The organism is Streptomyces sp. NPDC056479, from assembly GCF_042795335.1.
In the GTDB taxonomy this organism is placed as follows: Bacteria; Actinomycetota; Actinomycetes; order Streptomycetales; family Streptomycetaceae; genus Streptomyces.
Genome location: NZ_JBHTRZ010000014.1, coordinates 1 through 10,847 on the forward strand (window position 1 = coordinate 1; position 10,847 = coordinate 10,847).

A 10,847-nucleotide genomic window follows, 5' to 3' on the forward strand; every position below is an offset into this window, starting at 1 on the left:
CCCGCAGCGGCGGGCGTCAACGAAGAGCACCTCTCTGCCCGACGGCAACCGCCCGACCGAGGACGGACACCCCCCGGCACGGCCCCGACCCACAACGCACCCGCAGGCGCTACCCGCACCCCCACTCACCAAAGCGGGCCGCCGCAGGCATCGACAGCCCAACCGCCGGAGGCACGCGTGTCGGACACGTCACCCCACCAACGCACCACCCCCCGGAACCGATCCCGCCGGGGGGCGCGTCTTGGGGGGCGTGCAGCGTCAAGGCTCCATCGGCGGCAACGCCGCAATCCGCATCCGTGCGACAGGAGGCATCCTCCTGCTCGCGCACCTCGCATTCGTCGCCTGGCTCACGCTGCGCCCCCTGGACGTCCCCTGGGTGACCCCGGCCAACCTGCAGCCGCTCGCAGGCATCAGAGCCGACCTCGCGCTCGGCTGGCAGGAGGCCGCCCGCCGCATCGGCGAGAGCTTCGCCCTGCTGGCCCCCCTCGGCGTACTGATCCCGATGGCACACGGCAGGCTCACCGCCTCCCCCCTCGGCTCCCTGGTCCGCACGGTCGCCGCGGGTGCCCTGATCTCCCTGGCCATAGAGCTGCTGCAGACCGGCGTCCCCGGCCAGATCGTCGACGTGGACTCACTGTTCCTGAACACGGCCGGCGTGGCCCTCGCCCACGCGACGATCGTCCCGGCGGCCCGCATCCATCTCCGCCGCAGGTCCGAGCGCGCACACCGGGCCACGGTCCCCCAGGAGGAGCCCTCTCAGGGTCGGACCCCGACGATTCCCAGGGTCGGGATAGCTCCATAGAGTGACGCTTTGCCCGGTTCGTCTTCGTAGCGTGGATGTCAGATGAGGCAACCACTCACCAGGCCCCACAAGAGAGGCCTTGGACCGACGCTCACGAAGGAGCCGCACCATGACCGCGCTCGCCCGACCCACCAACGGCCGCATGATCGGCGGAGTGTGCGCCGCGCTGGCGCGACGCTTCGGCACCTCCGCGACGACGATGCGCGTGATCTTCCTGGTCTCCTGCCTGCTCCCGGGCCCGCAGTTCCTGCTCTACATAGCGATGTGGATCCTGCTCCCCTCCGAGGACAAGGCGAACAAGACCCGCACGGCCTGGTAACACCCGGCACCGACCACCCACCACGAACCACCGCCGCACAACGCCGCTGGGGCGCACCCCGTGTCCAAGGGGTACGCCCCAGCGGCGCGTCACGAGCTCACCCCTACCGAGGCGGGCCCAGCAGCGGAACTCAGGCGAGCGGAAGCCCGTTCACCGGCAGCCCCTGAGTGGGAAGGCCCTGGGTGGGAAGCCCCTGGGTGGGCAGGCCCTCGGTCGGCAGACCCTGCAGCGGCAGCCCGCCGAGCAGCCCGGCGACCACTTCGGTCGGCCCACCGGCCACCGCCTGCTCGGCAGCGGGCTGCGCGGCCGACAGTCCGGTGGCGAGCGCCTCCTGACCCTGGGCGAGCCCCGCTCCGGCACCGGGCGCCGACTGCGAGAGGTTCTCGGCGGGGAGCGTCCTGGTGACGGTGTCGAGCGCCGAACCGGCGGCGTCCGGCGCGACCGGCGCTGCGTTCGCGGCACCCGCGCCCGCGGCGGCGAAAGCGGCACCGAGAGCGGCGACACCGAGGGTCTTGGCAGCAGACTGCTTCATGAAATGCGTCCTCGAAAATTGGTTACGGGGATGTAAGCGGTCCTCGACCGTAAACACGCCCCGCACCCGGCCGCAAACATCGAAATGAGGACGGATTGTGAATGCCGCCCGCATTCCGTGTGACCACAAGACCCCAGGTCAGCCGGATTCTTCCGGAGAACCGCTGGTGGAGGCGGTCTGCCGGAACAGCCACTCGGACTTCAGTTCGGCATATCCGGGCTTGATGACGTCATTGATCATCGCGAGCCGTTCATCGAAAGGAATGAACGATGATTTCATCGCATTGACGGAGAACCATTGCATGTCATCGAGCGTGTATCCGAAAGCCTCGACAAGATGCTCGAATTCCCGGCTCATACTCGTATGTGACATGAGCCGGTTGTCGGTGTTCACCGTCGCCCGGAAGTGCAGCCGGCGCAGCAGCCCGATGGGGTGGGCGGCGTAGGAGTCGGCGGCCCCCGTCTGGAGGTTGGAGCTGGGGCACAGCTCCAGCGGGATGCGCTTGTCCCGTACGTACGAGGCGAGCCGCCCGAGCTTCACGGAGCCGTCGGCGTGCACCTGGATGTCGTCGATGATGCGCACCCCGTGCCCCAGCCGGTCGGCGCCGCACCACTGCAGGGCCTGCCAGATGGACGGCAGCCCGAAGGCCTCGCCGGCGTGGATGGTGAAGTGGTTGTTCTCGCGCTTGAGGTACTCGAAGGCGTCGAGATGCCGGGTCGGCGGATGCCCGGCCTCGGCACCCGCGATGTCGAAGCCGACGACACCGAGGTCGCGGTAGCGGTTGGCGAGTTCGGCGATCTCCAGCGCGCGGGCGGCGTGCCGCATGGCGGTGAGCAGGGCGCCCACGCGGATGCGGTGACCGTTCTGACGCGCGAGCGCCTCGCCCTCGCGGAAGCCCTCGTTCACCGCCTCGACGACCTCTTCGAGGCTGAGCCCGCCCTCGAGGTGCTGTTCGGGCGCGTAGCGCACCTCGGCGTAGACGACGCCGTCCTCGGCGAGGTCCTCGGCGCACTCGCGCGCGACGCGGACGAGGGCGTCACGGGTCTGCATCACCGCGACGGTGTGGGAGAAGGTCTCCAGGTACCGCTCCAGGGAGCCGGAGTCGGCGGCCTCGCTGAACCACACGCCGAGTTTGTCGGGGTCGGTCTCGGGGAGCTGGGTGTAGCCCGTCTCGCGGGCGAGTTCGACGACGGTGCCGGGGCGGAGCCCGCCGTCGAGGTGATCGTGCAGCAGAACCTTCGGGGCCCGGCGGATCTGGTCCGAGCTCGGGGTGTTCGCCTTCTGGGCAGTCTCGCTCGTCATTTCCGCACTCTAACGCCTACGCGCGTAGATCACTCCCTGAACACCCCATTTCCCCGGTTGTGCTGATCCGTCGATACGTAACGGTGATCCCAACGAAGGGTGGCGTACACCCATGCTTCTGACACTGTTCTGTCATGGCACACCAAGCGACGCCGGTTCGCAGGGTCCGGCTGGGCAGGGCGATCGGGCCGGAGCCGACGGCGGTGAGCGGAGTGGTACTTCTGCTGCCCGGAGGTGACGAGGTCTCACATCGCAAGCCGGCACCGTTGTTGGCGACCTCCTACGTGCGGACGCTGGGCCGCCGTCTGACGCGGGCGGGACGCGAGGAGGGCCTGGCCACCCATGTCGTCCGCTACCGCTTCCGCGGCTGGAACGGCAACGCCGCGAACCTCGCGAGCGACGCGCTGTGGGCGGCCGACGAGGTCGTACGGCTGTACGGGGACGTCCCCGTGTGCCTCGTAGGCATCGACATGGGCGGCCGGGCCGCCCTGCACGCCGGTGGCCACGAGGCCGTCAACTCCGTGCTGGCGATCGCCCCTTGGCTGCCGGAGGAGGACATGGCGGCCACACCCGAACCGGTGAGGCAGCTCGGGGGCAGACGGGTGATGTTCGTGCACGGCACGAACGACGAACGGACCGATCCCGAACTGTCGTTCCGGCTGGCGGAGCGGGCGAAGAAGGCGAACCGGGACGTTTGCCGGTTCGAAGTGCACTCCGACCGGCACGCGTTGCACCAGCACCGGGACGAAGTCCTCGCCCTGGCACAGGACTTCGTCATGGGGGTGCTGTTCGGGAGGGCGTTCTCCAGGCCGGTGGCGGACGCGTTCGCCGCTCCGCCTCCTTTGGGACTTCGGATGCCGTTGGCCGCCGGGTTCGGGAAGTCGCTGCGGCGCTAGCGCCGTTGGGGCGTCGGTTCGTCGGCGGGTGCGGCATCATCGTGGCTTGTCGGGCGGCTCCCCACACCCCTGGGGCGTTGCCCTTCACGTGGGTAGCAAGTTGCCCCGTCTCGACAGCAGGAACTTCTTGAACGCCGCCACCGGAGGTGTGTCCGGGCGGTCCGCCAGCCAGGCGACGCCGATCTCCCGTGCCGCTCTCGGGGCCGTCACCGTCAGCTCCACTACCCCCGGGCGGGGCACGGCGGGCGGGGGCAGAAGGGCGACCCCGAGTCCCGCCGCCACCAGCCCGCGCAGCGTCTCCGCCTCCTCCCCCTCGAAGGCGATGCGCGGCTTGAAGCCCGCCTCCTTGCACAGGTCGTCTGTGATCCGGCGCATGCCGTAACCGGGCTCCAGGGTCACGAAGATCTCGTCGGCCGCCTCCGCCAGACGGATGCGCTTGCGCGCGGCCAGGCGATGGTCGGCGGGGACGACGAGGCGGAGCTTCTGCTCGTCCAGACGCCGGCCCACCAGGTCGGGGGCGTCCGGCACCGGAGAGGTCAGGCACAGGTCGAGCTCGCCGGCCCGCAGCCGCTCGATCATCGCCTCGCCGTAGTTCTGGACGAGGCTGAAGCGGATGCGGGGGTGATCTTCGCGGAAGGCGTGCAGCAGACCGGGCACCGTCTCCGCGCCCATGGTGTGCAGAAAGCCGAAGGCGACCTTGCCGGTGGCCGGGTCGGCGTCGGCGCGGACCTCCTCGGCGGCGCGCTCGATCTCGGCGAGGGCACGTTCGACCGAGGCGTGGAAGGTGCGGCCGGCCGGGGTCAGCGAGACCGTACGGCCGTGGCGGGCGAACAGGTCGACGCCAAGGTCCTGTTCGAGGCGGACCATGGCACGCGAGAGCGTGGACTGCGGGACCCGCATCTCCTGGGCGGCACGGGTGACGTGCTCGGTACGGGCGACTCCGGCGAAGTGGGCGAGGCGCGGGGCGAGCAACCTCGACATCTCTGCCATGTCTTCTGTGTCACTGGACGGTGACAGTCGATCCTGTGACCTCTGCTGATGCGCCATGGGAACGATTATGGCGATTCCATGCATTGGACGGATGAGCGGGGCCGTACGTAACTTCGAAGCATGTCTCCCGCCAGTACCGGGGCGTCCATCACCGTGGACGCCACACCCGCAGTCCCCGTCGTCGACTCACGTATGGCCCCGGGCGGCCCCGGCTACCGCCGGATGAGCTTCGCCCTCTTCCTCGCCGGTGTCGCGACCTTCGCGCTGCTGTACTCCACACAGGCCCTTCTGCCGCTGATCTCGGGCGAGTTCGGGGTGGCGGCGAGCGACGCCAGCTGGACGGTGGCGGCCGCGACCGGCGGTCTGGCCCTCTTCGTCCTGCCGATGAGCGCACTGTCGGAGCGGTACGGCCGCCGTACGGTCATGACGGCGTCCCTGGCGGTCGCGGTGACCGTCGGGCTCCTGGTCCCCTTCGCGCCGAACCTGACCGCTCTGGTCGTGCTCCGGGCGGTGCAGGGCGCCGCGCTGGCCGGACTCCCGGCGTCGGCGACGGCGTATCTGGCCGAGGAGGTCCGCCCGAAGGCGCTGGTCACGGCGATCGGCCTGTTCGTCGCGGGCAACAGCGTCGGCGGTATGAGCGGCCGGGTGATCACGGGTTGGGTCGCCCAGGAATGGGGCTGGCGGGTCGCGGTCGGCGTCATCGGCGCGATCGCGGTGGCCTGCGCGGTGGCGTTCCGCCTCCTGCTCCCGGCACCGCGCCACTTCAAGCCCGGCTCCCTGCGCCCGCGGGTCCTGGCCCGCACGGTCCGCGAACACCTCTCCGACCCGCTGCTGTGCCGTCTGTACGCGATCGGCGCGCTGTTCATGACGGTCTTCGGCGGCGTGTACACGGTGATCGGCTACCGCCTGACGGAAGCCCCGTTCTCGCTCCCCCAGGGCATCATCGGCTCGATCTTCCTGGTCTACCTGGTCGGCACCGTCTCGGCGTCCACCGCGGGCCGTCTGGTGGGCCGGCTCGGCCGCCGGGGCGCCCTGTACGCGGCGGGCGCGACCACGGCGGCCGGGCTGCTGGTGTCCCTGGCGGACTCGCTCCCCATGGTCCTGCTCGGCCTGGTCCTGATCACCGGGGGCTTCTTCGCGGGCCACGCGGTGGCGTCCTCGGCGGTCAGCAAGGCGGCCACCCGCGGCCGCGCCCAGGCCGCCGCCCTGTACCAGTCCGCCTACTACGTCGGCTCCAGCGCGGGCAGCACGGTCGGCGCGCTCGCCTTCCACGCGGGCGGCTGGGCGGGCACGGTGGGCGTGGGCCTGCTGGCGGTGCTCGGCGTCGTGACGATCACCGTCCTCGGAACACGTGCGGCAAGGGCCGGCCGGCCCTAGGTGTATTGACCCGCAGCGGCTCGCTACGGCCTGAGCCGCACGTCCTCTTTCCCCCCGACCGGGGTCGGCCGGTCGGGGGGATCGGCTTTGTGGGCCTCTCACCTGGGTGTTCGTCCACTCCGGGGGCCGTTGTCAGTGGGCTGCGGTAGCTTCCAAGTACTGGGCGCAAAGGCGCGACACAGCACGGCCACAGGGGTGGGTGGACGATGAGCGACGGCACGGCGACTACGACAACGGACCTCGACGTCAGGCTGGAGAAACACCGCGTCGAACTGACCGGGTACTGCTACCGCATGCTCGGCTCGTCCTTCGAGGCCGAGGACGCGGTGCAGGACACGATGGTGCGGGCCTGGCGGAGTTACGACAAGTTCGAGGGCCGTTCCAGTCTCCGGTCGTGGCTGTACCGCATCGCGACGAACGTGTGCCTGGACATGCTGACGGCGGGCAACAAGCGGGCCCGGCCGATGGACCTGACGGAGTCGACGCCGCTGGCCCGGGCGGCGCTCTCGCCCCGCCCGGACAACACCTGGCTGGAGCCGATGCCGGACAGCCGGGTGCTGCCCACGACCGAGGACCCGGCGGAGGCGGCGGTCGCCAAGGAGTCGGTGCGGCTCGCCTTCATGGCGGCCCTCCAGCAGCTGCCGCCCAAGCAGCGGGCGGTGCTGATCCTGCGCGAGGTGCTGGCCTGGAAGGCGAGCGAGGTCGCCGAGCTGCTCGGCACCTCGGTCGCGTCGGTCAACAGCGCCCTGCAGCGGGCGCGGGCCACACTCGCCGAGCGGGAGCAGCCGGGCGCCCAGGCCACCGTCTCCGACCCGCTGGACGAGGAGCAGCAAAAGCTCCTGGACCGGTATGTCGCGGCCTTCGAGGGCTACGACATGACGGCGCTGACGGCGCTGCTGCACGAGGACGCCATCATGACGATGCCGCCGTTCGACCTGTGGCTGACGGGCCACGACGACATCTCCGGCTTCATGACGACGCTGGGCTCCGCCTGCGAGGGCTCACGGCTGGTGCCGGTCCAGGTCAACGGCCTGCCCGGCTTCGCCCAGTACAAGCCGGACCCCGAGGCGGGCGGCTACACACCGTGGGCGGTGCAGGTCCTGGAGATCTCAGAGGGCCGGCTCACCGGGTTCCACTTCTTCCTCGACACCAAGCGCTGGTTCCCGCTGTTCGGGCTCCCCCTCCACCTCGAAGCGGAGACCGACCAGGTCGAGCAGGGCGTGTAGCGCGGGGTCGGGGTCGCGCAGCCGGATCCGGCCCCCGGCCCGCCGTGCGGCCAGCTGCAGCCGTGCCAGCAGCTCCACGACGCCCAGTCCCGGCGGTCCGAGCCCGCCCACGTCACACACCACGACTCTCACCCCGCCGGCCTCCAGCCGGGCCCGTACGTCGTCGCACAGCCCCGCCACCTCGTCCCGGGTGACGGGGCCGGCCAGCACGAGTACAGCGGGTGTCATGGCGTCCACGATCGGTAGACCGGGCGGGAAGCGATAACTCATCGCGGCCGGAGTTCCCCCCGCTCCCCCGTCCGATGCCCGCCGCCCGGATTCCGTGCCTCGCGGGGGTGTCCGCCGACCGAGATCACATTGACCTGGTCCCCTCCTTCCCAGGAGGGTTTGCTGTATGCCCCACGTATTGTCCCACCCCCGAATACCCTGCGGTCTGCGCCCCGCCAAGGAGGTTCCGTGCAGGGGGTGTTGACGGGGTTCGCGGTGATCGCCGTTGTCATCGCGGTGGGTTATGCGATCGGCCGGCGCGGCCACCTCGGCGTCCACGGCCGCGAGGTCCTCACCAAGCTGGCCTTCCATGTGGCGTCCCCGGCGCTGCTGTTCACCACACTCGCGCAGACCGACCTCTCGGTGATCTTCTCCAGCCGCCTTCTGGTGACGGCACTGAGCACGGCCGCGGCGGCCGGGATCTTCGTCGCGGTGGGTGCCGTACGGCACTGGGGGGTGGGCCGTACGACGATCGGCGCCCTGTGCTCCAGCTACGTCAACTCCGGCAACCTCGGCATCCCGATCGCGGTGTACGTCCTGGGCGACGCGTCGCTGGTCGCGCCGGTACTGCTCTTCCAGCTGGTCGGCGTCACACCCATCGCCCTGACGATCCTCGACCTGTCCGGCGAGGGCGAGAAGGGCCCCCTGTGGCGCCGCCTCCTGACACCGCTGCGCAACCCGATCGCGCTCGGCTCACTGGCGGGCGTGGCGGTGTCGGCGACGGGACTGCGGATCCCGGCCCCCGTCCTGGACCCGCTGACCCTGATCGGCGGCATGTCGGTCCCCGCGGTCCTGCTGGCCTTCGGCATCTCCCTGTGCGGCAGCACGATGCCCGGCCGGGGCCCCGACCGCCACCCGGTGTTCCTCTCGGTCGCCCTCAAGTCACTCGGCCAGCCCGCGGCAGCCTGGGCCCTGGCAGCAGGCGTCTTCGGCCTACGGGGCGCTCCGCTGTTGGACGTGGTGGTGACGTCGGCACTGCCGGCGGCGCAGAACCTGTACACGTATGCGTCGGGTTACGGGGTGGGTGAGCGGTTGGCGCGGGACTCGATCCTGCTGTCGACGGTGATTTCGGTGCCGGTGCTGGTGGTTGTTGCGGCCTTGCTGGGCTGACGATCAGTCGACCGGGAACTCGCCGGTGTCGATCGTCACGTCGAACGGGTCCGGCAGCTTGATGGGGTCACCGAACTTCACGGCGCTCAAAACCCGGTACACATCGCCCTTCGGCTCTCCGAAGAGCGTGGCGGTGGGCCCTCCGGGGGCCCAGCGGTCGATCAGCAGATAGAGCGGAATCCCGGCGGTGGCGTAAGCGGCGGGCTTGCTGACGCGGTCGTGCTGGGCATTGGACTTCGAGGTCACCTCGACGACGAGTTCGGCCAAGGCCGCCGGGATGTGGGATTCCGCCTCCGCGCATTCCTGCACAGGAGCCACGAGCAGATCTGGGATGAGCATGCCCAGCCGTGACGGCACGGCGATCGCCAGTGTCTGGAAGATCCCCCAGTCATCGGGGATCGCGGAGTAGAGGCGACGCTGAATTCGTTCCGCGATCACGTTGTGGCGGGATGCGGGAGCAGGTGACACGGTGATGATCCCCTCAATGATCTCCACCTTGCTGCCCTCGGGCCATTCCATCTCCTCCCAAAACCGGACGAGGTCGTCCCAGTTCTGGTCGGGGTCCTGGCTCACGGTGAGTGCGCTCATCGCGGTCTCCTATCGGTGCGTCACCGATCCCAGCATGCCGAACGGGACCGGCAGGGGTCTACCGATCCCGTTCACCCGAATGGGGAAATCCCTGGTCAGGCGATGCGCTCCAGCACCACCGGCGAAGCCGTGAAGTCCGTCCCCGTCGTCGCGATGTCGTAGGAGCCCTCCACCGACTGAAGGGCGTACTCGAAGCGTTCCGGGGTGTCGGTGTGGAGGGTCAGCAGGGGCCGGCCCTCGGTGACCGTGTCGCCGGGCTTGGCGTGCATCTCGATGCCGGCGCCAGCCTGCACCGGGTCCTCCTTGCGTGCGCGGCCGGCACCCAGGCGCCAGGCGGCGACACCGATGCCGTAGGCGTCGAGGCGGGTCAGGACGCCGGAGGACGGGGCCTTGATCACGTGCTGCTCGCGGGCCACCGGCAGCTCCGCGTCCGGGTCGCCGCCCTGGGCCGCGATCATGCGCCGCCAGACGTCCATCGCCGAGCCGTCGGCCAGGGCCTTCGCCGGGTCGGTGTCACGCACACCCGCCGCTTCCAGCATTTCCCTGGCCAGAGCGATCGTCAGTTCCACGACGTCGGCCGGTCCACCGCCCGCCAGGACCTCCACCGACTCGCGGACCTCCAGCGCGTTGCCCGCGGTGAGGCCGAGCGGGGTGGACATGTCCGTCAGCAGGGCGACCGTCTTCACGCCGTGGTCGGTGCCGAGGCCCACCATCGTGGACGCCAGCTCACGGGCGTCCTCCAGCGTCTTCATGAAGGCGCCCGAGCCGACCTTCACATCCAGCACCAGCGAGCCGGTGCCCTCCGCGATCTTCTTCGACATGATCGAGGACGCGATCAGCGGGATCGCCTCGACCGTGCCGGTCACATCCCGGAGCGCGTACAGCTTCTTGTCGGCGGGGGCCAGACCGTCGCCCGCCGCGCAGATCACCGCGCCGGTGGTGTCCAGGACGTTCAGCATCTGCTCGTTGGAGAGCAGGGCCCGCCATCCCGGGATCGACTCCAGCTTGTCCAGCGTGCCGCCGGTGTGACCGAGGCCCCGGCCCGACAGCTGGGGGACGGCGGCGCCGCACGCCGCCACCAGGGGTGCGAGCGGAAGCGTGATCTTGTCGCCGACTCCGCCAGTGGAGTGCTTGTCGGCCGTCGGGCGGGACAGGGACGAGAAGTCCATGCGCTCGCCGGAGGCGATCATCGCGGCCGTCCAGCGGGCGATCTCCCGGCGGTTCATGCCGTTGAGCAGGATCGCCATGGCGAGCGCGGACATCTGCTCGTCGGCGACCTCCCCGCGGGTGTACGCGTCGATGACCCAGTCGATCTGCTCGTCGCTGAGCTCACCGCGGTCCCGCTTGGTGCGGATGACGGAGATGGCGTCCATGGCCATGGTTTTCCTTCCGAAGGTTCCAGAAGTGGTACGGCCCCTCCGAGCCGATCGCCGGATCA

General features: G+C 70.2%; 12 protein-coding genes. 6 read left to right on the forward strand and 6 right to left on the reverse strand.

All coding sequences use genetic code 11. The features are described 5' to 3' along the window. Window positions 1-250 precede the first annotated feature (250 nt). Window positions 251-802, forward strand: a complete 552-nt coding sequence (locus ACFQ6S_RS40870) for a VanZ family protein (protein ID WP_383420823.1) — start codon at window positions 251-253, stop codon at window positions 800-802. Window positions 803-911: 109 nt separating this feature from the next. Continuing rightward, on the forward strand, window positions 912-1,121 hold the full coding sequence (locus tag ACFQ6S_RS40875) for a PspC domain-containing protein (protein WP_383420825.1): 210 nt from the start codon (window positions 912-914) through the stop codon (window positions 1,119-1,121). A gap of 130 nt (window positions 1,122-1,251) precedes the next feature. Here ACFQ6S_RS40875 and ACFQ6S_RS40880 read toward each other — a convergent pair whose 3' ends face one another. Next, window positions 1,252-1,653: an ATP-binding protein gene (locus ACFQ6S_RS40880; protein WP_383420827.1), complete on the reverse strand. Its 402-nt coding sequence runs from the start codon at window positions 1,651-1,653 to the stop codon at window positions 1,252-1,254. Between the two features lie 138 nt (window positions 1,654-1,791). Continuing rightward, window positions 1,792-2,955 carry an adenosine deaminase gene (locus ACFQ6S_RS40885; RefSeq protein WP_383420829.1) on the reverse strand — a complete coding sequence of 388 codons (1,164 nt, stop codon included), beginning with the start codon at window positions 2,953-2,955 and terminating at the stop codon, window positions 1,792-1,794. A 134-nt stretch (window positions 2,956-3,089) separates the two neighbouring features. Here ACFQ6S_RS40885 and ACFQ6S_RS40890 point away from each other — a divergent pair, with 134 nt between their 5' ends. Next, a complete protein-coding gene (locus ACFQ6S_RS40890; RefSeq protein WP_383420831.1) occupies window positions 3,090-3,851 on the forward strand; it encodes an alpha/beta hydrolase in 762 nt (253 codons plus the stop codon). 84 nt (window positions 3,852-3,935) lie between these two features. Here ACFQ6S_RS40890 and ACFQ6S_RS40895 read toward each other — a convergent pair whose 3' ends face one another. Beyond that, window positions 3,936-4,898: a LysR substrate-binding domain-containing protein gene (locus ACFQ6S_RS40895; RefSeq protein WP_383420833.1), complete on the reverse strand. Its 963-nt coding sequence runs from the start codon at window positions 4,896-4,898 to the stop codon at window positions 3,936-3,938. A 63-nt stretch (window positions 4,899-4,961) separates the two neighbouring features. Here ACFQ6S_RS40895 and ACFQ6S_RS40900 point away from each other — a divergent pair, with 63 nt between their 5' ends. Further along, window positions 4,962-6,218: an MFS transporter gene (locus ACFQ6S_RS40900; protein ID WP_383420835.1), complete on the forward strand. Its 1,257-nt coding sequence runs from the start codon at window positions 4,962-4,964 to the stop codon at window positions 6,216-6,218. Window positions 6,219-6,424: 206 nt separating this feature from the next. Continuing rightward, window positions 6,425-7,444, forward strand: a complete 1,020-nt coding sequence (locus tag ACFQ6S_RS40905; RefSeq protein ID WP_383420837.1) for a sigma-70 family RNA polymerase sigma factor — start codon at window positions 6,425-6,427, stop codon at window positions 7,442-7,444. Here the strand turns inward: ACFQ6S_RS40905 and ACFQ6S_RS40910 are convergent. Then, entirely contained in the window at window positions 7,328-7,714 is a 387-nt protein-coding gene (locus ACFQ6S_RS40910) for an STAS domain-containing protein (protein ID WP_383420839.1), read from the reverse strand. The genes ACFQ6S_RS40905 and ACFQ6S_RS40910 overlap by 117 nt on opposite strands. A gap of 186 nt (window positions 7,715-7,900) precedes the next feature. Here ACFQ6S_RS40910 and ACFQ6S_RS40915 point away from each other — a divergent pair, with 186 nt between their 5' ends. Continuing rightward, on the forward strand, window positions 7,901-8,821 hold the full coding sequence (locus tag ACFQ6S_RS40915; RefSeq protein ID WP_383420841.1) for an AEC family transporter: 921 nt from the start codon (window positions 7,901-7,903) through the stop codon (window positions 8,819-8,821). A gap of 3 nt (window positions 8,822-8,824) precedes the next feature. Here the strand turns inward: ACFQ6S_RS40915 and ACFQ6S_RS40920 are convergent, their stop codons facing one another. Continuing rightward, the gene (locus ACFQ6S_RS40920; protein WP_383420843.1) at window positions 8,825-9,409 is read right to left on the reverse strand and encodes a Uma2 family endonuclease; all 585 of its coding nucleotides are present in this window, start codon (window positions 9,407-9,409) and stop codon (window positions 8,825-8,827) included. A gap of 95 nt (window positions 9,410-9,504) precedes the next feature. Then, on the reverse strand, window positions 9,505-10,782 hold the full coding sequence (locus ACFQ6S_RS40925) for a thymidine phosphorylase (protein WP_383420845.1): 1,278 nt from the start codon (window positions 10,780-10,782) through the stop codon (window positions 9,505-9,507). Window positions 10,783-10,847 lie beyond the last annotated feature (65 nt).